We start from the raw sequence: 26,212 nt of genomic DNA on the forward strand, positions 1-26,212 counted from the left end.
AGTATATTTAACGCAATCAATAGATTGATTCATTATAATAAAGTGTTGTTCTAAACAATTAAGTTTTGTTTTCATAAATAATTTCAATAGAGTTTTGTTTTTGATGTTAGAGGTGGATTCTAACTAAATAGCTTTCTACACGCGTCCCGATTAACCAATTGATCGGGACGCTTATTATTTAAGGGTATTCGGAATTTATGGTGGAAATATCAATACCAAGCAATAGCCCCTGCCTAAACGGTTAATGACACGGATAGTTCAGAGACTCAGTATAGGCGTTTGTAATGCGATGGTCGAAGTAGGCAAATATCTCTTTTTCCCAATTCGTCCTCCTTCGGTGATAAGCTCTCTCTAAGCTGTTTACGGATGGTTCCTAACGCTTGGGTTGCCATATATCCATTGTGTCATATTGTATTCGTCCTCTTTTTGGAAGGCGTGAGAGGTAACCCACAACGGTTTCCTTATTACGATTGGGCAGAACGTCTAATAAAGTACGTTCGCAGTCTCTACAGCGATACCTCTGACGCTTTATGAGAAGTCCTACACGCTTGCCGTGAATAGGAAAATCCATACAAACCTGTTCCTTGTTATCGTGCTTATAGAGGTTCGCTTATGCATCCACAATGAGGGCAAGCTAAAGGTAGAGAGTTCGTCACCACTTGTATTAGAAAATCAATTCTTCAATGCATTTATGATGCAAGTCCCTTTTTTGTTTTTGAGTGATTAGTCAAAATACCACTTAATATAAAAGATAACAACGAGCCAGCAAAGCAAATAGCTGCAAAAATGCCAACGGCGGAAAAACCGTTAAAAGTCGCATAAATCAAACCTGCGATCCAAGAGCCGAGTGTTGTCGCTGCGTACATGATCGAATTGGCCAAGCTTGAGATCGTGCCACGGATTGTCGGATTTAACGAATTCAGCAGTCCCAAAATCAGCGGAAATGCGATTCCCATATTAGCAAATATTAAAAAGTATACACCTTCGAAAGCCGAAACCGATGGAAGGTGAGGCAAAGCAATAAAACATGCAATAGAGACAAGAAAGCCCACAACGATCGTATTGAAACGGTTGAACATTTTGATCACATAAGCACCGCTAATGCTCCCGACCATATTTCCAAGACCAAGAAAAAACATCACGTACCCCACTTGATCAATCGAAAGATGATAGCGGTCCGTCATCCATTTTCCAATGAAAGAAAAGGCAGCAAAGAATCCACATTGAAATAAAAAATGAGCCAGGAAAGATCTTCTCGCTATTCGGCTTGTCAATAGTGGGACGTATCTTCTAAATATTGTAATCCTGGCTCCTTGCTCTTGATTCGGCTTCATTTCGGGAAAAGCATAAAGAATAAATATCGCCACTAACAACGAGCATGCACCGATTGTAAAAAAAGGATAAGACCAATGGGTTGCAGCAAGCAGGCTTCCAATAGGTATGCCGAACGCTTGGGAAGCAGCCAAGCCTGCCATTACGATTCCTGATACTTTGGCGATCTTTAACGCAGGAAACAGAGCAGGAATGGATGCCCAGACTTGAGGCGCTGTAAATGCTGCGCTGACTCCGGCTAAAAAACGGAATAAAAACATCGACCAAAAACCTGTGGCAAAACCGCATAAAATGGTTGAAACCGAGAAGCAAACCATGCCAGAAAGCATTACTTTTTTTCGATCCCATCCATCAGAAAGCGGCCCGGCAATCAGTGCAAATACGGCATAACCTAAAGCATAGGCTCCCACCATCCAACCGGAATACTCGGTCGGGATATGAAACAAACTCTGAAGAGTGGGGATGAGAGGAGAAATCAAAAATGTATCGGTACCGATCACAAACATGATGAGGAATAATAGTACTGTTAATTTTTTCATGCTATTTACATTCTCCTATCGCAATTAGTTTCGTAGTTAAAAAACTATTGAACTACCAAACAAAAAAATAGATTTCTTTCTACAGCGTATCCAGAAATCCGGGCAAATAAGTTTGAAAAGTCTCAATATCGATACTAATATACTTCGTTTGGGCTTCTTTTCGTACCTTGATCAATTTCGCCTCCTTTAAAGTACGTAAATGATACGAAGTATTCGATTTCGATGTATCGCGAATATACATCACTTCTCCGCAATTCATCTCCTTCTTACTGGCGTTCAGATTTCGAATGATATCCAGTCTTGTTTCATCAGCTAATGCCTTAAATATTTTGACCCTTAGCTCATCATTAAACATTATTTGAGTAGTCATAAGACTATTGTACTACGATTTTGCAACAAATCAATTCTTTAGCAAAATCGTGCGTGCACATCAGAAGCATGAAATTGATTGTATTTGCGAAGCGCGGCTTCAAAAAGCTCTTTCTTATCTCCGAATGCGGCGTAGAGACTAGGCCGTTGAATGCCCATTTTTGCCGTTAAACCGCTTAATGAAGTCGATTCGTAGCCCTTCTCCCAAAGCAGTTCCATCGCGGCATGTAGTGCTTGCTCTTCACTAAACTCCCGAGGGCGAACCATAAACCATCCTCCTCCTTTTCATACCATTCAGTATATTAAAATCATATCTGACGCTTAAGGAATAGTCAAATTTTTCGATTTATTCTTGACAAATTGCGAATGAATAATATATATTTCACTTCATCCAGTTATGTACCGATCGATATAATATAATTTTCAGTATGTAACTGAATAAGGTTAACCCCCCGGTCAATCCAATCAGAAAGGTGTGAGGGGATATGAAAAACCTTCAGACATAATGGAGGGAGGTGCGGGAGAAAACTGGAGTACCGGGAAGGCTTGCTCGAGTAAACCCGATGCTCGTGCTTCCACGTCCCATTCATCGCTGTCGCGTGTGCTCTCGTTGTTGTTAGGCAGATTTTTTGCTGTTTCATCCAGCCAGATTTTCCGAGTCAATTCTAAGGAGGAACTATTCTCATGCTGTATCCTTATAACCTCAACCGCGATCTGCATTCGGATTGCGATGGTACCTACCCATTCACACCGTACTTCACTGACGCTCCCGGGTTTGCCATGCACTATGTTGACGAAGGTCCGCGCGGAGGTGAGACCGTGCTTTGTCTTCATGGCGAGCCAACCTGGGGCTATCTGTTTCGGCACCTCGTTCCGGTCCTGAGCTCGGATTGCCGAGTCATTGTCCCTGATCATATGGGGTTCGGCAAAAGTGCGACTCCTCAGGACCGTAGCTACTGGCTGCAAGATCATATCGACAATCTTGAACGGTTCGTGCTTGCGCTCGACCTGCGGGATATCACGCTGATTATGCACGATTTTGGCGGGCCAGTGGGGATGGGACTCGCCGCCCGGCATCCGGATCGCATCCGCAGGCTGATCACGACCAATGGGCCGACACCATTTGGGCAGTCCAGCCTTGGAGACAGGTTGACCGCCAATGTCGGCGTCTCACCTTGGTTCCAATGGGTTGTTCAGGCGGAGAAGGACGGGAGTCTCGAGGCCGTGTTGGGCCAACTCGGGTTTAATATTCTAAGCACGCTCAAACTAAACGGTTTTGAGAACCATGCCTTGATTACCGACACCTGGCTGGCGGCTTACGGCTCGCACTTTGCGGATCCGTCGGATTGTCTCGGCGCGATCGGCTGGGCGAAAGGATATGCTACAGGCGCGCACCAGTTCGAAGTACCTAATGCCGAAGCCGTCCACATGATTCGCACCAAGCCTGCAATGGCCATTTGGGGAGAGTCTGACCGCACACTGCATGCCGAACATTTTCTGCCGCTGTTCACGGAGTTGTTCCCCGACGCTCCTGTCCATCTACTTCCAGGCGTGGGCCATTATTGTCTGGAAGACGCACCTGATGAAATTGGACGTCTCGTTGCAGACTTCATCCACCGGAACTGAAACGCGGTTGCGAAGGAGCCGTACGACAAAGATCGACGGCCTGAACATTTTCTATCGCGAAGCCGGAGACCACAACCGGTCGGTTCTGCTTTTGCTGTATGGCTTTCTTGCATCTTCGTTACCTTGCCGACTTTCAATGACTGGCCAGCTTTAACCGAGCCGTACCAGCTGCACATTGATGTGCGGCTTTTTTTCTGTTCGAAGTCCGCTCAGTCGAATTGGAACCAGATAACGGCGGCGGAATCATGCAAAACTATCTTTTTTCGCCGCTCGCTTGACTCTCCCCTTAACGGGAAAGTTATACTTCGGAAGAAGTGAGCAGAAGCGCAATATTTTGCTATTGTGGGGTGCATCCATGTTTAAAATCAGTGAGTTTTCGAAGATAAGCCAAGTGTCTGTCAAGACGCTTCGGTACTACGACCAGTTTAATTTGCTCAAGCCGGCCCATATCGATCCTTACACTGGATACCGATACTACGCTGCCGATCAGTTGTTCCAGCTTTACCGCATTTTGGCCTACAAAGAACTGGGGTTCTCGTTGGAGCAAATTCGCCGGATGATCGACGAGCTAATTCCGCTTGAGCAAATCAGAGGGATGTTCCGGATCAAGCAGAACGAGATTCAGTCCATTGTGGACAAAGAGCAGGTCAAGTTGGTTCGTATACAAGAACGACTAGACGCAATCGAGCATGAGGGAAAACAGGGAGTGGGGCATGATGTCGTGCTGAAAGAAGTGGAGCCGCAATTGGTGGTGTCTTATAGGCAAAGAACTTGTTTTCGGCAAATTCCTGAGATGTTTCGGCAGCTTGACGACTATATGGGCAATGCTGGTCGGCCGTCCTTGTCACAGATCATTTTGTGGCATGGCTGTGAGGAAAGCGATGAAGATATGGACATTGAAGCAGCTCGCCTGCTAACCGACAAAATGCCAGGCCGGCCGCCCTTTGCAGTCCAACGGTTGCCGGGCATTCCGCTAATGGCAACGCTGATCCATCATTGTCAGACGACGAGCCGCTGCACCGCAAGCACGGAGCTGGCGCTATGGATTGAAAGAAATGGTTATCGAATGATCGAAAACGAGCCGCGGCGCGAAATTTGCATCCCTCATGAACAGACAGGCGATCCGGAAGCTTATGTCGCGGAGGTGCAGATTGCCGTCGAGAGAGCTTAGTTTAGGAGAAGGGGGAGAGGGGATGGAGTGTTGACAAGAAATCAACAGTTGTTGACGTTGAATTTGTTTCTCTTAACCTTTGTGCTGGGGACGAGCGAATTTGTTATTGTTGGGCTGCTTACAGAAGTAGCGGCTGATTTGCAAATCGCCATTTTTATTATGCACCAATTGGTATTTAATATGGTTGATCAATACGGAGGGATACTGTGTCTAAGGCTGCTTTGAATCAAGCCGAACCGTCGAAATCTAGCGTTCGCAGCTGGCTGGCGATCGTTGTACTCGGCATTGCGATGTTTACTGTTGTTACCACCGAATTTGCTCCAATCGGGCTGCTATCGTCTATCGCTTCCGATCTTGGGCGCAGTCCCGCAACGGTAGGGCTCATCGTGACGGCTTATGCGCTGATTGGCGCAGGCAGTGCGCTATTGTCCGCCGTACTGCCGAACCAGTTCCCGCGCAAGCCGCTGCTTATCGGGTTGATGCTGGTGCTGGCTGCCGCGAACGGACTTGCGATGATCGCCCATTCGTTCCCGGCTCTGATGCTGGCGCGGGTTATCGGGGCGCTGTCGCATGGCGTTTTTTGGGCAATGGTGGCCGCGCTTGCGACACAGATGGCTCCTCCGAACCGGACAGGCCTGGCGACTTCGATCGTTTTCGGCGGCATGTCGATTGCAAACGTGCTGGGTGTTCCGCTGCTCAACCTGATCGGACAGACCTGGGGCTGGCGTTTGGCATTTGGCACCCTCGTCGCGGCCTGCATGCTCACGGCGCTGTTAATGGTCATTGTGCTGCCGCAAATAAAGGCCGAAGGATCAGTTGGATTCGCCACCTTGGCCAGTGTGCTGCGCAGCGGCAAGCTGTGGCGCGTCTATACGGTGGCGATCTTCACGGTAGCTGCACATTTTGGAGCGTTCACATACATCGAGCCGTATCTGAAAGGCGTCCCTGGCATTGCTCCCGCTATGATCGCCGCTCTGCTCTTTGGCTTCGGGGCCTCCGGCTTGCTTGGAAATGTACTTACCGGGGCGCTGATTGACCGCTTCATGAAGACGGTCATCGCCGTATCACTACTGTTTATGTGCATATCGCTCATTGGTCTGGGCACATTCGGGCTGAGCTCCGGGTTAGGGCCAGTGTTGGCACTGCTCGTTGTTTGGGGCGCGGCAATCTCGATACTTTTTATTGGTATCCATACATGGGTATTGCGAACAGGTGGGGAGGCGGCGATACCGGCGTCAGCCGTGTATACGACCGTGTTCAATTCCTCTTCCGGTGTGGGTGCCGTACTCGGAGCATTCGTTTTGAATAATGCCGGTTTGTCTGCAGTTATGACCTCGGCCGGTTTGGCTGTCGTCTTGGCTTTTGCTATTGTCGTTTTGGATCGTAGGGTGAAGAAGACATCATAACGCTGGGGAGGATGCGAAGCTCAGAGCGGGAAGATCGTCAGTATGTTATTTGTCGTCGGTACCAATGGCGTGGCGGGTAACCGGTATACGAGCCAGTTGCTCGGCAAGCATTTAATTGAGAACAATCGACTCTTGCATATGGTCATAATTGAATTGTTGACATTGATCAGTCGTTTGGTTAATTCTATAGTGGAAATTAAACATACAAGAGGAGGAAAGATAGCATGCTTGAAACAGAGCTCACGATCACTTCGATGCAGACGCCGGAAGAGGCTCGGGCCTTCAAAACACTTAACGAGGAATGGATCACCCTCCTTTTTGCCATCGAAGAGGAGGACCGGGTTATCCTCAATAACCCAGTGGAGAACATCGTGAACAAAGGGGGAGACGTACTCATCGCACGCGATGGCGATTCGATCATCGGATGCGTTGCACTCTTACCGACTGGGGCCGGTGTGTTCGAGCTCTCGAAGATGAGCGTTACATCCGGGTTGCGGGGGCGCGGATACGGACGGAGAATCATCCATGCCGCCATTAACCGCGCACGCGGGCTTGGCGCAACATCGCTCTTTTTGGGCAGTAGCACCAAGCTGCCAAACGCTGTTCATCTTTACGAATCGGTCGGGTTCAAGCACGTTCCTGTTGAGCAGATCGGGCCCATGCCCTATGTAAGAGCGGATGTGTTTATGGAGTTGGAACTAAAATGATTCAAGAGCTTCTATTACGCTATCTAATATATATTTTTTGAAACTGGTATAATCGCACTAACGGGTGTTACCCCAATTAGAGTGCGATCTGTACCACTGACAATTGAACTAATGGAGGATGAGTAATGTTAAATGAAATTGTCACCTATCAAGAAAAAGACCATGATAAATTAGTGAAGATTTGGTATCAGGCTGTGAGTCATACTCATAAATTTTTGACGGAAAAGGATATTCAATTTTACCATAACATGGTTCAAAATGGAGCGTTAAGAGAAGTTGAGATTTGGGTGGAATTGAATGAAGATAAAGAGCCGACAGGGTTTATTGGGCTTGACGGAACAAACATAGAGATGCTATTCGTAGACCCAAAATACCACGGAAAGGGTATAGGCAGCCGATTAATAAAACACGCCCAAGATATAAAAGGAAGCAATCTAAAAGTGGATGTCAATGAGCAAAACGATGGAGCATGCGCATTCTACAAACGATTTGGTTTTTTACAGATTGGGCGGTCGGAATTGGATAGTTCGGGCAAACCATTTCCCCTACTTCACCTCGAGTATAGAAGGGTTACACTTTAACGGGAACGACCCTAAAGTATCGGAGTATAACAATGCAGGTAAATGATCCCCAATTGACAGTCCCCCAACCTATACCTATAATTTAAAACAGATTATGAAAGCTGTTTCATTTCTGATGGAAATAAATGGATTTATGAGATGAAGCCCCCTTAATTAAGCGGGGTTCATTTTAATTTTTAGCGTATTTTCGTTCCAAAAAGGAGAATCCATGGAAACAACGCTCTGTAAAATATTGGTGGTGGACGATGAGATGCTGGTGCGGCAGGGGATTATTCATCTGCTGGACTGGGAAGGGGAAGGGTTTCAGATTGCGGGAGAGGCTACGAACGGCAGGGAGGCTCTGGAATTGATTGAGCTGCAGCGGCCGCATATTATTCTGACCGATATCGTTATGCCCGTGATGGACGGTGAGGAGCTGATCCGGCTCGTCAAGGGGATGTATCCGGAGATTGAAGTGATTGTGCTCAGCAGCTTCAGTGAATTCGAATATGTTCGTTCGACCTTCCAGAGCGGGGTGGCCGACTATATACTGAAGCCCAAGCTGGAGGCGGCATCCCTGCTGGCCGTGCTGAAAAAGACCGCACAGCGTATTCCGCTGCTTCAGTTTGACTGGCGGGGCGACAAGCGGCAATCCGCCGACTACATTCTGGATAAGCTGGTCTCCGGCTTTCCGGTGGAGTACGAAGCGGAAGCGCTGCAGGCGATATTCCCCTTTACGGGCTACGTGCTGCTGCTTGCAGACATTGGCGACGATGCCGCAGGGATTAGCCGCAAGGAGGAATGGCTGGAGAGCAGCTTCCGCTCCCTGATGCAAAGCGGAGGCTGGGCGGCCTGCCGCCGGCTGTCTCCGCTGGAGGGGCATATCCGCCTGCTGTTTAATCTGGATGCTGACGGGCGGGGGGCGCTGCTTACGCTTGCGGATCAGGTATTCACGGCTGGTATACGGGCGAATATGTTCCAGAATCTGGCGGTCAGCCGGACCTTCACGGAGCTGAATGAACTGCATACGGTTTATACAGATGATCTGATGAAGCTGCTGGACCGCCGGTTCTTCCTGCCGGACCGCTGTCTGCTGGTGGATAACGGAGAGGGGGAACGGCCGGGCCCTGTTTTTGATCAGGAAGCGTTCGCTGCCGAGCTGAACCGGCAGGAATTCGATTTAGCTTTTGGCCGCTTAAGCTCATATGTGTCGTCGATGTCCGGGCGGAGAGATACGGGAATGTTCGAGTTCAAATCGTTCCTGTGCCACAGCATGTTCCAGATCATCGGGATGCTGCTGCATTTCCATTACGAGGCCCGGACCTTGGATGACAGCAAATACGAGTATTTCCGCATCATCCATGAAGCCCGGCATATCGGCGAAACTGAGGCGCGGCTGGAGCAGTTTTTGCAGGATGCCACGGAATGTGTAACCATGAACCGCAGCGGGACACCGGCAATGCAGAAGATTCTGCTGTACATCGACGAGCATTATTCAGGCCAGCTTACGCTGACTGAGGTCGCCAAGCAGTTTCATTTCAACCCGTCCTATCTGTCCAACTATTTTGCGTTGCATAACAAAGAGGGCTTCAACGAATATTTAAACCGGGTGCGGATCGAAAAGTCATGCCTGCTGCTGAAAGAAAATCCCGGTCTGTCCATTTCCGATATCAGCAGTCTCGTGGGTTATTCAGACCACAGCTATTTCACCAGAGTGTTCCGTAAGCTGATGGGCATCTCGCCCAGCCAATACCGGAAAGGATAATGCAGCAGGGAGGCGCCAGAAATGGGACTAGTGGAGAAGTGGCTTAGAAAGCTCAGGGATCAGAGCCTGTTCAGTAAAATATTCGTCGTCATGGTGATCAGCATCATTCTCGTAACGCTTCTGATTACCGGGGTAACGGTGCAAATGTCACAAAAGCTGTTCGTGCAGACCTTCAGTATTACGAATTCCAAAATTATCGACCAGATCAAAAGCGCGCTGGATAACTCCCATTACGCAGCTGTCAATACAGCTATCAATGTCGGGCAGAGCGGCGTGATCAAAAGCTTCATGACCGAGAAGGATGTCAATTCGCTGGCGAATTTCAAACGGTATTACGGTATGCGTGATCAGATGGACCGCATTCAATCCGGCATGGGAGCTGGTATCGGCCTCTCTATTCTGGGGGTGAACGGAAGAAGCTATACCAGCGATACTACCTACTGGTCGGGATCTTCGGAGGAGCTGAAGAATAATCCGATTACCCAAGCCGCAAAGGAGCATAACGGAAAGCTCTTTTACAGCTTCATGGATGCCAGCCCGTTCAATTCGCAGAACCGCTATTTGATTGCCGCCAAGGCACTGACCGCTCCCGGCCTTACCAGCCCCTACGGCACGCTGTACATGTTCACCCGGGAAAGTGATTTCCGCAAGAACTACGCCAGCTTTACGAGCCAGGGCAATGATGTAATGTTTCTGGATACTGAGGGCCGGATTGTGTCCAGCAACCGTACTGAGCAGATCGGCCAGTTGTCCCCTGCCCTGCTGGAAAGTGCGAAGCATATCGCCGAGTCAAATCTCGCTACCGAGGAGCAGACGATCGGCGGGCGTGAGGTTATCGTGCTGGCCGATTATTTACCGTCCTACAACTTTTATCTGGTGAATCTGATTGATAAAAATGAGACCATCGGCACGCTGCTGGACAAGAAGATGATATTTCTGATCGCCTCGGCAATTGCTGCTGTAGCGGTGCTTGTCATCTATTTCCTGACCAAGAAGCTGACCCAATCCTTGCGCACACTGGTCAAAAAAATGTCCAATGTCACGAAAAAGAATTTTCATAACTATATGTCGGTCACCGGTACCTATGAAACAAGGCAGCTGAGTACGGCATATAATTACATGCTCAAAGAACTGAATGACTATGTCGGCCAGCTGGTGGAGACCCAGAAGGAGCAGCGGAAGGCTGAACTGGCCGCGCTTCAGCAGCAGATTAATCCCCATTTTCTCTATAACACGCTGGCGTCGGTCAATATTCTGGTGCAGAGAGGGAGCAAGGAGCAGGCGACTGAGACAATTCATGCGCTGATCTCCCTGCTGCAGAACACCATCAGCAATGTGAATGAGACGATTACCGTGGAAGAAGAGCTGATCAATCTGAAGCATTATGTATACATTAATCAGATCCGCAACGGCAACCGCATCAAGGTGGATTATTTCGTCTCACCGGACTGTATGTCTGCCAAAGTGCCGAAGCTGGTTTTCCAGCCTTTTATCGAGAATGCCTTCTTTCACGCGTTTAATATAAAGAACTCGGGTAATATCTATGTCACCATTATGAAGGACCGCGATACGCTGCATTGCGAGGTGGTTGATACGGGAGACGGGATGGATCTGGATAACAAGAAGGAGATTCCGGCCTCTTCTGTCAGCAGGCAGCTGTTCAGTGGTATCGGCATCCGCAACGTTCATGACCGGCTGACACTGCTGTACGGTGAGCCGTATGGCGTATCCATTTCCAGCACACCGGGCCAGGGGACGAAAGTTTCTATCAAAATTCCCTGCTGAATTACGGATTGAACGGTTGTTTTTGCAGCATACTAGCTAAGCACGCTGTGAACCGGCGCCGCATCAAGGGCGCCGGTTTTTTTGCAAATATAAGGATTTATATGAGGTTTGATTTGGACGGATTTGACCTAAAAAAAGTGCGAAAGGAGAAAATAAGTACTAATTTATTCGCTGTGGAAGCGGATACAAAGACAATAATATCACTATTTTAACTAAATTAATTTCTAACGAAATTAAGGACCCGAATGATATTCTTTAAAAGAAAGCACTTTCAAATATACGTTAGGGGGATATATAACATGAAGAAAACAGCTTCCGCTCTTCTGCTTGCAGGATTTATGCTGCTGACGGCCTGCTCTAGTAACGCCAATAACCAGGCAAATACAGCGAATCAAGGGAACACAGGCGCCACCAAGGAAATTACGGTCTGGGCATGGGACAAAAATTTCAATATCGCTGCGATGAATCTGGCGAAGGACGCTTATGTGAAAGACCATCCCGATGCCAAAATCAACGTTGTCGAATATGCACAGGATGATATCATCCAAAAGCTGAACACCGGCCTCAACTCGGGTACAGCTTCCGGTCTGCCGAACATCGTTCTGATCGAAGATTACCGTGCACAAAGCTTCTTGCAAACGTATCCAGACTCTTTCCAGGAGCTTGGTGATGCGATCAAGCCGGCTGATTTCGCTGACTACAAGATCGGGCCAACCAGCTTTAACGGGAAGCAATACGGTGTTCCGTTCGACTCCGGCGTTGTAGGTCTCTATGTCCGTACGGATTATCTCAAGGAGGCAGGCTACACAGTTGACGATCTTCAGGATATCGACTGGCAGAAGTACATTGAAATCGGTAAAGCAGTTAAAGCCAAGACCGGCAAGGATATGCTGACCCAGGACCCGAACGATCTGGGGCTGATCCGGATGATGATCCAGTCCGCCGGCTCCTGGTACCTGAAGAGCGACGGTACAACACCTGACCTGAAGGACAATACGGTCCTTAAGGCAGCCTTCGAAACCTACAAAGAGCTGATGAATGCGAATATCGTCAAGATTAACTCCGACTGGAGCTCATTCCTGGCCGGCTTCAACAGCGGTGCTGTTGCTTCCGTTCCGACCGGTAACTGGATTACACCTTCGGTGAAATCGGCAGCTGACCAGTCCGGCAAATGGGCGGTCGTGCCTTTCCCTAAACTCAAAAATGTGGCAAGCTCCGTACATGCATCCAACCTGGGCGGCAGCTCCTGGTATGTGCTTAACAACGACGGCAAAGAAGCAGCCATTGAGTTCCTGGCGGCAACCCTTGGTTCCAATACTGACCTGTACCAGAAGCTTGTGACTGACGTAGGTGTTATCGGTACTTACAAACCGGCTGCTGCAGGCAAAGCTTACGCTGCTGCAGACGACTTCTTCGGCGGACAAAAGATCATCTCCGACTTCGCAAAATGGACTGCAGAAATTCCTAAAGTGAACTACGGCATGCACACTTATGCGATTGAAGATATCCTCAAGGTTGAAATGCAGAACTTCCTGAACGGCACGTCTGTAGATAAAGCACTTAGCGACGCCCAGTCCCAGGCAGAGTCACAAATCCAGTAAGTTCCTAGTAACATCTGATTGCTCCGCTGTCCTCCCGTTCCGGCCGGTTGCGCCGTGGCGGGAGACGGCAGTTTCTCTGTTTTTTTTGACTCACGCCTATATAGAGAAAGGATTGAGAGCTGTGAACCATACAATGCGCAACCGCGCAAAGCTTACCGGGTGGTTATTTATTGCTGCGGCTGTCCTCATGATTTGCCTGTTCTACTTCTATCCGATGATTCAGGCTTTGCTGCTGTCCTTCAAAACGGGCGCGGGAGCAAATCTTCACTTTGACGGATTGAGCAATTATAAACGGCTGTTCAGCGACAAAACCTTTTTTACCGCAGTCAAGAATACTTTCCTGTTCCTGATTGTGCAAGTGCCGCTCATGATCATCTTTGCGATGATTATTTCCGTACTGCTTAATGACAGCAAGCTGCGCTTTAAGGGATTTTTCCGTACTGCGATTTTCTTACCTTGTGTAACCTCGCTTGTAGCCTATTCCGTCGTATTCAAATATCTGTTCGGCAATGACGGACTGGTGAATCTGGCTTTAATGAACCTGCATATTTTATCCGAACCGATCCAGTGGATCTCTGATCCCTTCTGGGCTAAAGTCACCATTATTATTGCAATTACCTGGCGCTGGACGGGATACAATATGATTTTCTTCCTCTCCTCGCTGCAGAACATCGACAACTCCATTTATGAAGCTGCGAAAATTGACGGTGCTTCGGGCCCGAGACAATTTTTCTCGATTACCGTACCGTTGCTCAAGCCGATCATTCTCTTTACGTCGATTACCTCGACCATCGGTACGCTGCAATTGTTCGATGAAATTATGAATATTACCAAGGGAGGTCCCGGCAACGCGACGCTCTCCATTTCCCAATATATTTACAATCTTTCGTTCAAGTACACGCCTGACTTTGGATATGCGGCTACAGTGTCGTATTCTATCGTGGTCATGATTATTATACTGTCCTTCCTTCAAATCAAATTGGCAGGTGATGATAAGTAATGAGAACACTGCGACGTGCCCCTATCTATGTGTTTTTGACTATTGTGGCGATCGTGTCGATTTTTCCGTTTGTGTGGATGATTATCAGCGCGACGAATCTTTCAGTGGATGTGACTCAGGGAAGAATGCTCCCCGGTACTCACCTGTTCGAAAATATTAGAAAGCTGACGGATTCGATTAACCTGGTGCCGGCACTGTGGAATACACTGAAAATTGCCTTGATGACAACTATTCTGGCTCTGCTGATTGCGTCACTGGCCGGATACGGATTTGAAATTTACCGCAGTAAAGCGAAGGATATCGTCTTCAATCTGTTATTATTGTCCATGATGATTCCTTTCGCCGCGCTGATGGTTCCGCTGTATCAAATGTTCTCGAAGCTGACCGGTACGGTTCCGGTTATCGGAGTGAACTCGCTGGCTGCGGTTATTCTCCCGACCTTCACAACGGCGTTTCTGATCTTCTTCTTCCGTCAGAGCTCCAAGATGTTCCCGAGAGAGCTTCTGGAAGCCGGACGGATGGACGGATTGTCAGAGCTGGGATTGTTCTTCCGTATTTATGTTCCAACCATGAAGACGACTTATTCCGCTGCTGCCATTATTACGTTCATGTCCAGCTGGAATAACTACCTCTGGCCGCTGATCGTGCTGCAGACTCCGGAGAAACGGACGATCCCGCTTCTGATCTCCAATCTGGGCTCCAGCTACTCGCCGGATTTCGGTGTTATTATGGCTGCGGTGGTCATCTCCACACTTCCGACAGCACTCGTCTTCTTCCTGATGCAGAAGCAGTTCGTCGCCGGCATGGTTGGTTCCGTGAAATAACACATTAGGAGGGATTGGAAGTGACAGTTAGTCCAAGCTTGAACTGGCTGGAGGATCCGGGCGTATTCAAGGTGAACCGGCTGGAGGCCCATTCGGACCACCGTTATTATTCGAACATGGCTGAAGCAGAGGCCGGAGCACCGATGGATATGCGCTACAGCCTGAACGGGAGCTGGAAATTCAGTTATGCGCCGAATCCGGCCAGCCGTGTAGAAGCATTTTTTACAGAAAGCTATAATTGCTCGGCCTGGGACAGTATCCAGGTTCCCGGACATATCCAGCTGCAGGGCTTTGGCCGGCCGCAATATGTCAATACAATGTATCCGTGGGATGGCCTCAGTGATGTCCGTCCGCCGCATATCCCGCAGGAGCATAACCCGGTCGGCAGCTATGTGAAGGAATTCCGCCTGCCGGCGAATCTTGAGAACGGACCGCTGTTTATTTCCTTCCAAGGGGTGGAATCGGCTTTTTATGTCTGGCTTAACGGCGAATTCGTCGGCTATGCCGAGGACAGCTTCACCCCGTCGGAATTTGATCTGACTCCATATATGCGTTCAGGCAAAAACAAGCTGGCCGTTGAGGTGTATCAGCGCAGCACCGGCGGCTGGCTGGAGGATCAGGATTTCTGGCGGTTCTCAGGCATCTTCCGCGACGTCTATCTGTATACTGTTCCGAAGCACCATATCCGGGACCTTGAGGTGCGAGCAGAGCTGGATGATACGTATACTCAAGGTAGCCTGACTGTGCTCATGCAGCTACTTGATACTCCGCAGGAGGCTGTCAGCGCCAGGCTTGAGCTCAAGGATAAAGCCGGGGAGGTACGGCTGAGTAGTAGGGGCGTCTTTAACGGGCAGAAGCTTACTCTTTCGGGAGAGGTTGCCGATGTCCTGCCATGGAGCGCAGAGAACCCGTATCTGTACACACTCTGCATTTCGCTTACGGATGCGCAGGGAAATATCGTTGAAGATGTGGTCCAAAAGACCGGCTTTCGCCGGTTCGAGCTGAAGAACAAGCTGATGTGCATCAATGGCAAGCGCATTGTCTTCAAAGGCGTCAACCGCCATGAATTCAACTGCCGCCAAGGCCGGAACATCACCCGCGAAGATATGCTGTGGGATATCCAGACGTTGAAAAGAAGCAATATTAATGCTGTACGCACGTCGCATTATCCGAATCAGACGTTATGGTATGAGCTGTGTGATGAATACGGCGTTTATGTTATTGATGAAATGAACCTGGAAACCCATGGCTCGTGGCAAAAGATGGGCGCTGTTGAGCCTTCGTGGAACATTCCGGGCAATGACCCGGATTGGCGGGACATCGTTCTTGACCGGGCCGTATCTATGGTGGAGCGTGATAAGAATCACCCGTCCATTCTGATCTGGTCTTGCGGGAACGAGTCGTATGCGGGACAAGTCATTCTCGATGCGGCGAACTGGTTCCGCAGCCGGGACAACAGCCGCCTTGTCCACTATGAGGGCGTGTTCCACAACCGCGACTATGATGCTACAAGTGATATGGAGAGCCGCATGTACGCCAAGCCGGCAGATATCGAAGAATACCTGAACAATAGTCCGGAGAAGCCTTATATCAGCTGCGAATACATGCATGCGATGGGCAATTCAGTTGGCGGCATGCATAAATACACGGAGCTGGAGAATAAATACCCTATGTACCAGGGCGGGTTCATTTGGGACTATATTGATCAGTCGATCCTTACCAAAGACCGCTATGGACGGGAGTACTTCGCTTACGGCGGAGATTTCGGGGACCGGCCGACAGACTACAGCTTCTGCGGCAACGGCATAGTGTATGCCGACCGGGAGTGGACGCCGAAGCTGCAGGAGGTCAAATTCCTATACCAGAACTACAAGCTGGAGCCGGCCAAGACAGGCATCCGCCTCATTAATGAGAGCTTGTTCGCGGGAACGGAACATCTTTCGCTGGAATACAGCCTGTACTGTGAAGGCGAGCTGCTCGGTACTTGGACTGCAGAGGCCAGCGCGGCGCCGCAAAGTGAAATCCTGGTGCCGATAGAGCTGCCGAACTTGGACGAGACACCGGGCGAATACAGCATACAAGCCTCATTGCTGCTGAAAGAAGCGGAGCTGTGGGCCGAAGAAGGATATGAAATCGCCTTTGGAGAGTCTGTCTTCGTTGTGCAGGCAGATGCAGAGGCAGAGCAGGCTGCCGGTGAATTGAAGGTTGTGGAAGGGGATGTGCAGATCGGCGTCCTCGGGGAAAACTTCACTGTGCTGTTCTCCAAGCAAGTGGGTTCACTGGTATCGCTGAACTACCACGGCCGTGAGCTGATTGCGGCCCCTCCGGCACCGCTGTTCTGGCGGGCAACGACCGACAATGACAAGGGAACGAATCTCGGCTACCATGCCGGATGCTGGTATGCCGCCAGCCTGGCGCGTAAATGTGTTGATGTGAGCCTGGCACAAGATGAAGGGACTGTTACAGTAACCTTTGACTACAGGTTCAACATTCATGCTGATCTGGCGGTGCAGACCGCCTATACCGTCTACGGTGACGGAACGGTCCGGGTACATACCCGCTATACCGGCGCTGCCGGACTGCCGGATCTGCCGATGGTGGCCTTGTCATTTAAAATGACGGCTGACTACAGCCAGAGTGAATGGTACGCGATGGGACCGGAAGAGAATTATATCGATCGTGCGTTCGGCGCCAGACTTGGTGTGTTCAGCCGGAAGGTGCAGGAGCTGCCGTCCCGTTATCTTGTTCCGCAGGAGTCCGGTAACCGTACTGGCGTACGCCGTGTGAAGATTACCGACAATGCGGGAATCGGACTGCAAATCTCAGCCCCGGCAACTGCGCCTGTAGAATGCAATCTGTCGCCGTACACAGCGTTCGAGCTGGAGCATGCCGGCCATGCCTTCGAGCTTCCGCAGGTTCACTACACCGTAGTGACCGTGGCAGGCAGACAAATGGGCGTAGGTGGAGACGACAGCTGGGGAGCGCCGGTGCACAAGGAATACACCATTCCTTCGGACCAGACGCTTGAATATGAGTTCTTTATTTCAAGTGCGGGAACGGAAGAGAACTAGCATATTAGGTTAATTAGAGCTATAAACCGGCCTTGGTCCTGAATACAGGGGATTGAGGTCGGTATCAGAAGCTGAATTGTATTGCATAAAAAAGTTTGTTAAACTAAAAATACATTTATGAGAGGACTGATGGATGGACAATGATTAACTAATCTATATTTTTATTTGAAATGAATAACTTCAAACTACAAAATATAGGGTTAGTCTATCCATTTTTATAGATCAGTTTTCTTTATTTGTCATGATTCCAGTGGCAACAAAGAACTTATTATAAGCCCAAAGACTAATCCTTCCAATTATAAATTGGGAGGATTTTTTGAGTAAAGGAGAGATAAAAATGAGCGATTCAGACACTATTGTTACGCATGTAATACTCCGTATAAGTCGTTAATATCCATCAAGCTTATACGGAGAAATGTAGTGATGGATATACCGACTTTGTATAAAAAGTAAAAAGTGTTGATATACAAAGGAGGAATCATCATGTCAATGATACAAGTTCAAGACTTAACGTTTTCTTATCCAGGCAGCTTTGACAATATTTTTGAAGGTGTAAATTTTCAAATAGATACGGATTGGAAGCTTGGATTTATCGGTAGAAACGGGCGGGGTAAAACAACGTTCTTTAATTTATTATTAGGGAAGTATGAGTATAGCGGGAAAATCACTTCCTCGGTAGAATTTAATTATTTCCCTTATCCAGTTTCGGATAAAAACAAGTACACTCATGAAATCTGTGAGGAAATTTGCCCCCAAGCAGAAGATTGGGAATTTCTTCGTGAAATCTCCTATCTAAATGTAGATGCCGAGGTCATGTACCGGCCATTTAATACATTATCAAATGGAGAACAAACGAAGGTGTTGCTTGCTGCACTTTTTTTGACTGAGGGTCAATTTCTATTAATTGATGAGCCAACCAATCATCTAGACACTGAGGCACGAAAGACGGTCTCTGATTATTTAAGGAAGAAAAAAGGGTTTATTCTAATTTCTCATGACAGATTCTTTTTAGATGGATGCGTTGACCATATCTTATCTATAAACAGGGCAAATATTGAAGTGCAAAGCGGTAACTTTTCTTCTTGGAAGTTAAATTTTGATAGACAGCAGGAACACGAAGAGACAACAAATCAGCGTCTGCAAAAAGACATCGGGAGATTAAAACAGTCTTCGAAGCGTTCAGCAGGCTGGTCTAATCAAGTGGAAGCCTCCAAAAACGGGACAACGAATTCGGGTTCTAAGCTGGATAAGGGTTTTGTAGGACATAAAGCGGCAAAGATGATGAAGAGAGCAAAGAACCTTGAATCAAGGCAACAAAAGGCTATTGAGGAAAAGTCAAAGCTGCTAAAAAATGTGGAAAAAACCGAGTCGTTAAAATTAGAACCCTTGGAATTTCCGTCAAATGAGTTGATTGTTTTGGCTGATGTGTCTGTTAAGTACGATGACCAAATAGTGAATAAGCCAATTAGCTTTACAGTTGAACAAGGTGACCGGATTGTACTTGATGGAAAGAACGGAAGCGGGAAAAGCAGTATCTTGAAGCTAATTATGGGAAATCCGATACAGCACACAGGCTCAATGAATTTAGGCTCAGGCCTCGTTATTTCCTATGTCGAGCAAGATACTTCTCATTTGAAGGGACAGTTATCGGACTTTATTGAGGAGCATGAGATTGATGAAACGTTATTTAAATCTATCCTGCGCAAGATGGATTTTGACCGGATTCAATTTGAGAAAGACATAGCTCATTATTCTGGTGGACAAAAGAAAAAGCTGCTTATAGCCAAAAGCTTATGTGAAAAAGCTCATTTATATATTTGGGATGAACCGTTAAATTTTATTGACATTTATTCGCGCATGCAGATTGAAGAGCTTATTCAAAGATTTAATCCCACAATGGTTATTGTTGAGCATGATCAGGCATTTCAACAAACAGTTGCAACAAAAACTATATCTATGTAGTTAAAAGCATGGCGGTGAGGGGGAACCCAGCACCGCCATGCTTTATTTTTGCAGGATGTTTATCCCATGCTTTTCGATATGACGACTTTTCCCCGTTTCGGCAGCTCTTCGCTTTTGCGGTACGCCTGAAGCAGGCCTTGAGCAGTAAAGGGATAGGTCTCATTGATGTGGATATTCAACTTGTTATTTTGCATATGGCGAAGAATGGATTCAAAATCGGCACGGTTGGGTCTTGCCTGGAAGAAATGCGCGTTAATGCCCCGGACCGCCCGATATTGATTGATCGTAAATGCCACCACTGAAATATAGGTGCCGCCATCCTTGATAACCGAGTAGTTTTTCTCTCCGATATCTCCTGGCAGCCCGGTTCCGAAGGTGGAAGGGTCCATAGCAGAATCCAACACGATATCGACAGGTGCGGTTATTTTGGCGGCAAAGTCGACTTTTGTGTAGTCGAACACCTCGTCCGCACCAAGCCCTTTAACGAAATCATGATTATAGTCCCTCGCAGTTGCGATAACATATGCTCCATGTTGCTTGGCTAACTGGACCGCCGCATGTCCCACACCTCCGGCTCCGGCTTGAATAAGGATGCGTTGTCCGGGCTGAAGACGGCCATACTCAAACAGCGCTTGCCAAGCTGTCAGGGCAACCGTAGGCGCGGCGCCTGCTTCTTCGAAGGAAAGACTCTCCGGGATAACGGCAAGGTGATCTTCCTCCACCGCAACATAGTCCATGTAGGAGCCCATCGGAACCATGCCCATAACACGATAGCCCGGCTTGAAATGACGCACTTTTGCGCCAACCTCTTTTACGATGCCGGCTACATCAATACCAAGTACAAGCGGCAAATGAACCGGAAATTTGTCGGCCATCGGACTCTGAAGAATCGCGCCGCTGCGCAATTGAATATCTGCGGGATTGATGGAAGAGGCGCGCATTTCGACGAGAACCTGTGTGTCCGTAAGTACGGGAACCGGCACTTCCAGTTCCTCTAGTGCTTCGGGGATTCCAAAGCTTGTCAAAGCAATAGCTTTCATGATTAAGCCTCCTTATAAATTGAACATATGTTGAATTTTTAACATAAGTTTTATATTGTGAATGTATCAGGGCGGCAGATGGTGTTCAATGGTTAAAGCAAGCCCGGTTGTTGATTTTTCAACAGAGGGTTTAGATATGTTCATTTTAAATGGGCTAAAGGGGGAGAAAGATATGGACAGGCGTATTCAAAAATCGAGGCAAGCGATTATGAATGCTTTTTTGAGGCTGATGTCGGAAAAGGACTTCGAGAGCATAACGATCAACCAAATTGCGGAGGCAGCGAATGTCAATCGGGGAACGGTGTATCTGCATTTCGCTGACAAATACGATTTGCGCGATCAGTGCACGGAAGCTCAAATAAACCAGTTACTGCATAGTTGTATGCCTGAAGAGGGCTTCGTTCATCTCACTTCCAAAGCCGCGCTTCTGCGCACATTTGAATATTTGGAGCAGCATGCTTCTTTCTATTCCATGATGCTGACGAGCAAGGGAAGCATGGTTTTCCGAAATCAAATGGAGACAATATTCCGGCAAAGTCTGAGCGAGCATCTGGATTCGATCAATCTCGATCGGGAGTTGAACAGGGACATTACGGTGCAATTTTTAATTTCAGCGGGAGTGGGTTTATTGGAATGGTGGATTATCCGTTCGATGCCGTATCCGGCGGCAGTCATGGTTGAACAATTTTGGAATCTGCTGAACCGGTTTCAATTGCAAATGTCCGAAGAAAATAGCGTATTGAACAAATAAAAGCCGGGCAGATGCAGGATTTTTTCCTGACATTTGCTCGGCTTTTTTTCTCAAGAATGCCACTTGCTCTGATCCAGCAGCTTAAGCTCCTTGGCCTGGACGATGGCTTTGGTGCGGCGGTTGACTTTTAGCTTGGCGAAGATGTTTTTTACATGGACCTTTACTGTGCCTATGGCGATAATCAGCTGGTCGGCGATTTCTTTATTGGACAATCCTGCTGCCAATAAGGCGAGCACCTCAAGCTCACGGTCTGTGAGGGGTTCTTCCATTGTCTCTTGCAAAGGCGAGGATTCTTCAGCCATCCCTGGTTCTGTAGCGGATTGCTCGGCCGAGTTCTGCAGCATGCATATCAAGATTCCATTTGACGCCATCGCCTGAAGGACGGCCATTCGTTCCTTTGCGAATACACCGCTTGCCAGCTTATTTTCGAGATAAAGCACGCCAAGCATATTACTATGGACGGTTACTGGAATACACAGTGCGGACCCGGGCCGGTGTTTCGCAATATACGGGTTATGAATCAGCCAGCTATCCTCGCCTCCGGTATAATGGACATCCTCCTGTGTGCGGAAGACGTATCTGATAATGCCTTCCGGCAAGAGGGAGCTGTCATTCATTTCCATAGGCACCGGGGCAACCTTTGCTTCTGTATCGGCATATACCTGTATGTAGAGTCCATCATTACTGCCCATCAGCAGAGCGCCTTTACTGGCACCTGCATACTTCATTATGGTATTCATAATTTCCGCAAGCACGGTGTCGATGTCCATCTGATTGGTTATTGCCTGAGTTGTTTTGAGGATCGCCGCAAGATCGAAGTTGTCAAAAGCACCAGGCACATGACCAGGATTACCATGGACAGCTACTTCTGCCGTATGCTCTAGAGCACTTCGTCCCGCCGGAATTGGTACGCTCTCGGATGCCGGATCAGCATTTTCACGCTGCTGCCAGTGCTGCAGGAGCTTCTCCACCTGTGTCAGCTTCACTTGTACACCCCACTCAGTATATGCCTCGAAGGCCAATTGCAAATAAAATAAAGCAGTTTTCTTATTGCCCCGGCTCCAGTAATGGCTGGCGGCAAGCTCACCCGAAAGGCTTGTTATTTGAATATCATCCTGCTCTCTCGCTCCGCGTATGGCTTTATCGTACAGATCCTCAGCCCTCATGAATTCGCCGGAGGCACGCGCAAATTCGGCTTGAAGGAGATCGGATCTGGGCCGGTAATTATCCGGGCTGAGCGCTGCCCATTTTTTGTAACGCTGGAGATTGCTTAGCAGGCGTTTTTTAGTATTGGCCTCTTTCCATGACTGAGCAGGACCGGCCAATAACGCGAGTGATTCGTATAAAAGGCATTCCGGCAAATGCGGCAGGTGTGTGGCGTAGTCTTCATAAGGCTCCGCTTGCCGGGCCCAGCGTATGGCTTCCGCATGATTGCCAAGCAAATAGCACAGCTGAGCTTTATAAGTATTGTATTGAAAAAAGGTGGTGGCTGAAGTCTCCTCCATCTGAATCCGGCTCAGAAAATCCCCTTCGTCAAAGCCCGCGTTGTTGAAGGAGTCCGGCGCTGACGTCCCGCCCTGAAGGGCAAGAATGAATTGCTGATACAGGTAAAAGTTCTGCTTCACGAACTCGTCATTTGTGGTATCCAGGATCACCATATACTCTGCTATCGTTCTTGCAAGCTCACTTAATGGTGCTCGGGTGTAGAGTGAATTAATGTGCGCACCAATGGCATAGCTGGCAAATACATAATCCCCCGATTCCAGACCGAAGCGGAGCGCCTTGGCCAAATAACCCTCACCTTCACGGGCATCTCCGGCAAATTGGCAGAGTACTCCGCCGAACATGGTGTAGGTTTTACTTTTAACTGAAGTAATGTTATACCGCTCGGAAAGCTCCATACCGACCTTGCCGATGGCATAACCTTTGTCATATTTGCCCCAGGCATTCCCCAAAAGCATGCCATAAGCGGAATAAACGGCGGCGGAAACAGGGGTATTTCCATATTTCAGGGATAATTGAATGGCTCTGCAGATCAGCAGGAAAAAGATCTTTTTATTCGTGAAAAAGGTTGAAGGAATTATCGCCAGAATGAGATTCATTGCGGCAATCCGGTCTTTATCGGACATTTCCTCCAAATCAGCGAGCTTGTCATACCGCTTGCGCAGCAGCACCTCAATTCGCATTGCTTCAATTAATAGGACGAATTTACCCGGATTGGGCGAAATGATAATTTGGTGCTCCTGCAGGCTCTCAAGACCAAGTGCAGTGCCTTCTAAATATTTGCCTTGATTTATGTATTGCATGATCCGGATCATTTGCACCCTGCTCCGCTCAGCCGTATTGCGCGCATGATCAAGCAGGAAATTGATTTGCCTGTCAGACTCCTTGGAATTTCCGCATAAATATTCACATTCCGCTTGCTCCGCATGCAGCTCGAAACAGAGCTCGAAGGCATTGTTCCAAGCTTCTGCCGGCAGAAGCTCTACCCCTTTTCTGAAATACCCCAGCGCAACATCGTAGGCGGAAGCAGCCTTGGCGCGGATTCCCGCAGCAAGGTTTAATTGTACAAGCTCAAGGATCTCCACTGCTTCCGTTATTCGGCTTGAGCCTCTATTCAAATGGTTGACGACATCAAATGAAGTCTCTTCATACCCGTCATCCTGCAAGCTTTTGCCTATGCGAATATGAATGGCCTGTTTCGCTTCATCATCCATCTGACTGTAAATCAGCTTCTGGATATTATCGTGGGCAAACCGGAATTTATCTGTATCATATGGCAAAATCATCCCTTCGGCTTCAATCGCGGCCCATTCAGTAATGGCCTCCCCGATCTTCCGGTTGGCAACGTAGGCAATCAAATGCGGGTGGAAGGTGCTTCCCACACAAGCGGCAATTTGGAGCAGCTCCTGCGCGGCACCCGAGAGACGCTGAAATCTGTGCTCCATTAAATCATTGATGGCATAGTTAGGCTCCTGACCAATAATCTGCCCCAAATTCCATTGCCAGCTTTGGTTTCCGTGGTTGTATTGCAGAATGCCGTCGTCCTGCAGGTGCAGCAAAATTTGCTTGAAATGAAAGGGATTGCCGCCTGATTTGTGATACAGCAGCTCTGTTAAGGACAGTGCGGCATCCGCCTTGCAATTCAGCGTCTCCATCACGATATGGTTCATCTGCTCAAGGCTCAGCGGCGACAGATGAATATGGCGGATCACGGCTTGGTCGGTAACGCTTCCGTCCGGCTCGTACCCCGGCAGCTTGCTGAGGTCGATGTCGTTATGGCGATAGGTGCAGACAAACAGCAAATATTGGCATTCCGGGTCGCATAGCAGCGCATGAATTAATTGCAGCGACGAAGAATCCGCCCATTGCAGGTCGTCAATAAACAGGACAAGGGGATGTTCTTTGGAAGCCAGCGCCTGAACAAATTTGCGAAAAACATAGATGAAACGTTTCTTCGATTCATTGGCCGGAAGCTCTTCTGCAGCCGGTGTGGCGCCAAGGATCAGCTCGGCTTCAGGAATAATCGCAGTAATCACGTTGGCGCTTGCTCCAAGTGCTTCCTGCAGCTTAAGTCTCCACAGCTCCGACTGCTCCTTGCGTTCACCCAGCAAATGCCGCATTAATCCACGAAAGGCTTGAATGATCGGATGATAAGGGCTTTCTTTGGAGAGTTGCTCGAACTTTCCGGTGATATAGAAAAAATTGCGGGCATGCCGCTGCTTTCGAAAAACCTCGTCAATGATGCTGGTTTTGCCGATGCCGGCTTCACCTGATATGTAGACCATTTCTGTTGACCCGAAGCAAGCGGAATAAAAGGCCTGGTTCAGCATTGACATTTCATACTCTCTGCCATGAAACCCCGGCTCCATAACAAAGGTATCGTGAGAACGTCCGATTTTATCTAAGTCTGCCAATAGAAAGCCGGCATTCTGATAGCGATTATCCGGGTTTTTGTCGAGCAATCTCATGACAATAGCTTCCAGGCCATCAGGCAAATGCCTATGCTCATGAGTCAGCGGAGGAGGGACTTGTGTCAGGTGCAGGTACACCCATTCGAGCGGACCCTCGGCCAGAAAAGGCAAATGTCCGGCCCAAATTTCATAGAAAATAACACCTAAAGAATATAGATCGCTGCGCTCATCCACCGTCCGCAGCATTCTGCCTGTATTCTCGGGTGAGCAATAGGGCAGGCCTGCGTCAGGCATACTGTAGCCAGGCGGACGGACATAACCGTCATCCGAACGATGCACCGCATAACCTGAATCTATTAAATAGGCCTCTTGCCCATTGGAACGAACAACGATTCGCTCCGGCCGTAAATCGAGATGAAGGGTCTGTTGCTGATGAAGCTGCAGGACACTGGCCACGATGGATCTGGCGAGTGCGAGAAACGCCTCTGGATTCATGCAGGTTTGCTCATGCATAAATTCCCTAAGCGTCATACCCGCATCATGCCCCGATATTACACCGGAGTCACGTTGCTCAAGTCTTGTATTTCCGGTAACACTGTCAAATCGTTGGTCTACTTTCATTCTCCGACACCTCTACTGTTGGGCTAACTAGCGATTACATTCTATTGTAATAGAAGATACTTCTTTTTAGGTATAGAGAATTTTAAGTAATGGCTTTATTCTAGGAGCATGTCTTATTTGGCTGAATTAAGGAATCGGGAAGGTCTGGGTGAACGAATATGATGAATG

At 48.3% G+C, this 26,212-nt stretch carries 16 protein-coding genes and 3 pseudogenes; 13 read left to right on the top strand and 6 right to left on the bottom strand.

Features of this window, described 5'->3' with window-relative positions; all coding sequences use genetic code 11:
• Positions 1-222: 222 nt before the first annotated feature.
• The 4 genes and pseudogenes from AC0LWN_RS24365 to AC0LWN_RS24380 form a co-directional block, all read right to left on the bottom strand.
• Positions 223-677 (bottom strand): annotated as a pseudogene (locus AC0LWN_RS24365) (transposase family protein); the annotation flags it as partial.
• A 12-nt stretch (positions 678-689) separates the two neighbouring features.
• A complete protein-coding gene (locus AC0LWN_RS24370) occupies positions 690-1,871 on the bottom strand; it encodes an MFS transporter (protein WP_474669928.1) in 1,182 nt (393 codons plus the stop codon).
• 79 nt (positions 1,872-1,950) lie between these two features.
• On the bottom strand, positions 1,951-2,241 hold the full coding sequence (locus tag AC0LWN_RS24375) for an ArsR/SmtB family transcription factor (protein ID WP_474669930.1): 291 nt from the start codon (positions 2,239-2,241) through the stop codon (positions 1,951-1,953).
• A gap of 47 nt (positions 2,242-2,288) precedes the next feature.
• A pseudogene (locus tag AC0LWN_RS24380) lies at positions 2,289-2,507 on the bottom strand (TetR/AcrR family transcriptional regulator); the annotation flags it as partial.
• 417 nt (positions 2,508-2,924) lie between these two features.
• Here AC0LWN_RS24380 and AC0LWN_RS24385 point away from each other — a divergent pair.
• From AC0LWN_RS24385 to AC0LWN_RS24440, 12 genes and pseudogenes are all read left to right on the top strand, one after another.
• Positions 2,925-3,866: an alpha/beta fold hydrolase gene (locus tag AC0LWN_RS24385; RefSeq protein WP_474669932.1), complete on the top strand. Its 942-nt coding sequence runs from the start codon at positions 2,925-2,927 to the stop codon at positions 3,864-3,866.
• Between the two features lie 355 nt (positions 3,867-4,221).
• Positions 4,222-5,037: a MerR family transcriptional regulator gene (locus AC0LWN_RS24390; RefSeq protein WP_474669934.1), complete on the top strand. Its 816-nt coding sequence runs from the start codon at positions 4,222-4,224 to the stop codon at positions 5,035-5,037.
• Between the two features lie 30 nt (positions 5,038-5,067).
• Positions 5,068-6,443, top strand: a pseudogene (locus AC0LWN_RS24395) (MFS transporter).
• Between the two features lie 224 nt (positions 6,444-6,667).
• Entirely contained in the window at positions 6,668-7,150 is a 483-nt protein-coding gene (locus tag AC0LWN_RS24400) for a GNAT family N-acetyltransferase (protein ID WP_474669936.1), read from the top strand.
• Positions 7,151-7,275: 125 nt separating this feature from the next.
• Complete coding sequence (locus AC0LWN_RS24405; protein WP_474669938.1) at positions 7,276-7,731, top strand: acetyltransferase; 456 nt, start codon at positions 7,276-7,278, stop codon at positions 7,729-7,731.
• A 208-nt stretch (positions 7,732-7,939) separates the two neighbouring features.
• Positions 7,940-9,475: a response regulator gene (locus AC0LWN_RS24410; protein WP_474669940.1), complete on the top strand. Its 1,536-nt coding sequence runs from the start codon at positions 7,940-7,942 to the stop codon at positions 9,473-9,475.
• Positions 9,476-9,496: 21 nt separating this feature from the next.
• On the top strand, positions 9,497-11,260 hold the full coding sequence (locus AC0LWN_RS24415; RefSeq protein ID WP_474669942.1) for a sensor histidine kinase: 1,764 nt from the start codon (positions 9,497-9,499) through the stop codon (positions 11,258-11,260).
• A gap of 299 nt (positions 11,261-11,559) precedes the next feature.
• Positions 11,560-12,861 carry an ABC transporter substrate-binding protein gene (locus AC0LWN_RS24420; protein WP_474669944.1) on the top strand — a complete coding sequence of 434 codons (1,302 nt, stop codon included), beginning with the start codon at positions 11,560-11,562 and terminating at the stop codon, positions 12,859-12,861.
• Between the two features lie 133 nt (positions 12,862-12,994).
• The gene (locus AC0LWN_RS24425) at positions 12,995-13,861 is read left to right on the top strand and encodes a carbohydrate ABC transporter permease (RefSeq protein WP_458966379.1); all 867 of its coding nucleotides are present in this window, start codon (positions 12,995-12,997) and stop codon (positions 13,859-13,861) included.
• A complete protein-coding gene (locus AC0LWN_RS24430) occupies positions 13,861-14,685 on the top strand; it encodes a carbohydrate ABC transporter permease (RefSeq protein ID WP_458966341.1) in 825 nt (274 codons plus the stop codon). Before AC0LWN_RS24425 ends, AC0LWN_RS24430 begins: the two co-directional genes overlap by 1 nt.
• A gap of 20 nt (positions 14,686-14,705) precedes the next feature.
• Positions 14,706-17,756, top strand: coding sequence for a beta-galactosidase, LacZ type (lacZ, locus tag AC0LWN_RS24435; protein WP_474669946.1), 3,051 nt, complete (start codon positions 14,706-14,708; stop codon positions 17,754-17,756).
• A gap of 483 nt (positions 17,757-18,239) precedes the next feature.
• Positions 18,240-19,718 (top strand): Lsa family ABC-F type ribosomal protection protein, encoded by a 1,479-nt coding sequence (locus tag AC0LWN_RS24440; protein WP_474669948.1) that lies wholly within the window; start codon positions 18,240-18,242, stop codon positions 19,716-19,718.
• 59 nt (positions 19,719-19,777) lie between these two features.
• Here the strand turns inward: AC0LWN_RS24440 and AC0LWN_RS24445 are convergent, their stop codons facing one another.
• Positions 19,778-20,758 carry an NADP-dependent oxidoreductase gene (locus tag AC0LWN_RS24445; RefSeq protein ID WP_474669950.1) on the bottom strand — a complete coding sequence of 327 codons (981 nt, stop codon included), beginning with the start codon at positions 20,756-20,758 and terminating at the stop codon, positions 19,778-19,780.
• 172 nt (positions 20,759-20,930) lie between these two features.
• Here AC0LWN_RS24445 and AC0LWN_RS24450 point away from each other — a divergent pair, with 172 nt between their 5' ends.
• Positions 20,931-21,509, top strand: coding sequence for a TetR/AcrR family transcriptional regulator (locus tag AC0LWN_RS24450; RefSeq protein WP_474669952.1), 579 nt, complete (start codon positions 20,931-20,933; stop codon positions 21,507-21,509).
• A gap of 50 nt (positions 21,510-21,559) precedes the next feature.
• On the opposite strand, the gene AC0LWN_RS24455 is transcribed toward AC0LWN_RS24450, so the two are convergent.
• Entirely contained in the window at positions 21,560-26,044 is a 4,485-nt protein-coding gene (locus AC0LWN_RS24455) for a helix-turn-helix transcriptional regulator (RefSeq protein ID WP_474669954.1), read from the bottom strand.
• Between the last annotated feature and the right edge of the window lie 168 nt (positions 26,045-26,212).

It is taken from the genome of Paenibacillus sp. sgz302115, assembly GCF_056120445.1.

Excerpts from the sequence above, each read along its gene's own strand:
- AC0LWN_RS24375 (WP_474669930.1), bottom strand. The coding sequence starts at position 2,241 with ATGACTACTCAAATAATGTTTAATGATGAGCTAAGGGTCAAAATATTT.
- AC0LWN_RS24420 (WP_474669944.1), top strand. The coding sequence starts at position 11,560 with ATGAAGAAAACAGCTTCCGCTCTTCTGCTTGCAGGATTTATGCTGCTG.
- AC0LWN_RS24400 (WP_474669936.1), top strand. The coding sequence starts at position 6,668 with ATGCTTGAAACAGAGCTCACGATCACTTCGATGCAGACGCCGGAAGAG.
- AC0LWN_RS24455 (WP_474669954.1), bottom strand. The coding sequence starts at position 26,044 with ATGAAAGTAGACCAACGATTTGACAGTGTTACCGGAAATACAAGACTT.
- AC0LWN_RS24390 (WP_474669934.1), top strand. The coding sequence starts at position 4,222 with ATGTTTAAAATCAGTGAGTTTTCGAAGATAAGCCAAGTGTCTGTCAAG.
- AC0LWN_RS24385 (WP_474669932.1), top strand. The coding sequence starts at position 2,925 with ATGCTGTATCCTTATAACCTCAACCGCGATCTGCATTCGGATTGCGAT.
- AC0LWN_RS24410 (WP_474669940.1), top strand. The coding sequence starts at position 7,940 with ATGGAAACAACGCTCTGTAAAATATTGGTGGTGGACGATGAGATGCTG.
- AC0LWN_RS24440 (WP_474669948.1), top strand. The coding sequence starts at position 18,240 with ATGTCAATGATACAAGTTCAAGACTTAACGTTTTCTTATCCAGGCAGC.
- AC0LWN_RS24450 (WP_474669952.1), top strand. The coding sequence starts at position 20,931 with ATGGACAGGCGTATTCAAAAATCGAGGCAAGCGATTATGAATGCTTTT.
- AC0LWN_RS24425 (WP_458966379.1), top strand. The coding sequence starts at position 12,995 with ATGCGCAACCGCGCAAAGCTTACCGGGTGGTTATTTATTGCTGCGGCT.
- AC0LWN_RS24430 (WP_458966341.1), top strand. The coding sequence starts at position 13,861 with ATGAGAACACTGCGACGTGCCCCTATCTATGTGTTTTTGACTATTGTG.
- AC0LWN_RS24405 (WP_474669938.1), top strand. The coding sequence starts at position 7,276 with ATGTTAAATGAAATTGTCACCTATCAAGAAAAAGACCATGATAAATTA.
- AC0LWN_RS24415 (WP_474669942.1), top strand. The coding sequence starts at position 9,497 with ATGGGACTAGTGGAGAAGTGGCTTAGAAAGCTCAGGGATCAGAGCCTG.
- AC0LWN_RS24445 (WP_474669950.1), bottom strand. The coding sequence starts at position 20,758 with ATGAAAGCTATTGCTTTGACAAGCTTTGGAATCCCCGAAGCACTAGAG.
- AC0LWN_RS24370 (WP_474669928.1), bottom strand. The coding sequence starts at position 1,871 with ATGAAAAAATTAACAGTACTATTATTCCTCATCATGTTTGTGATCGGT.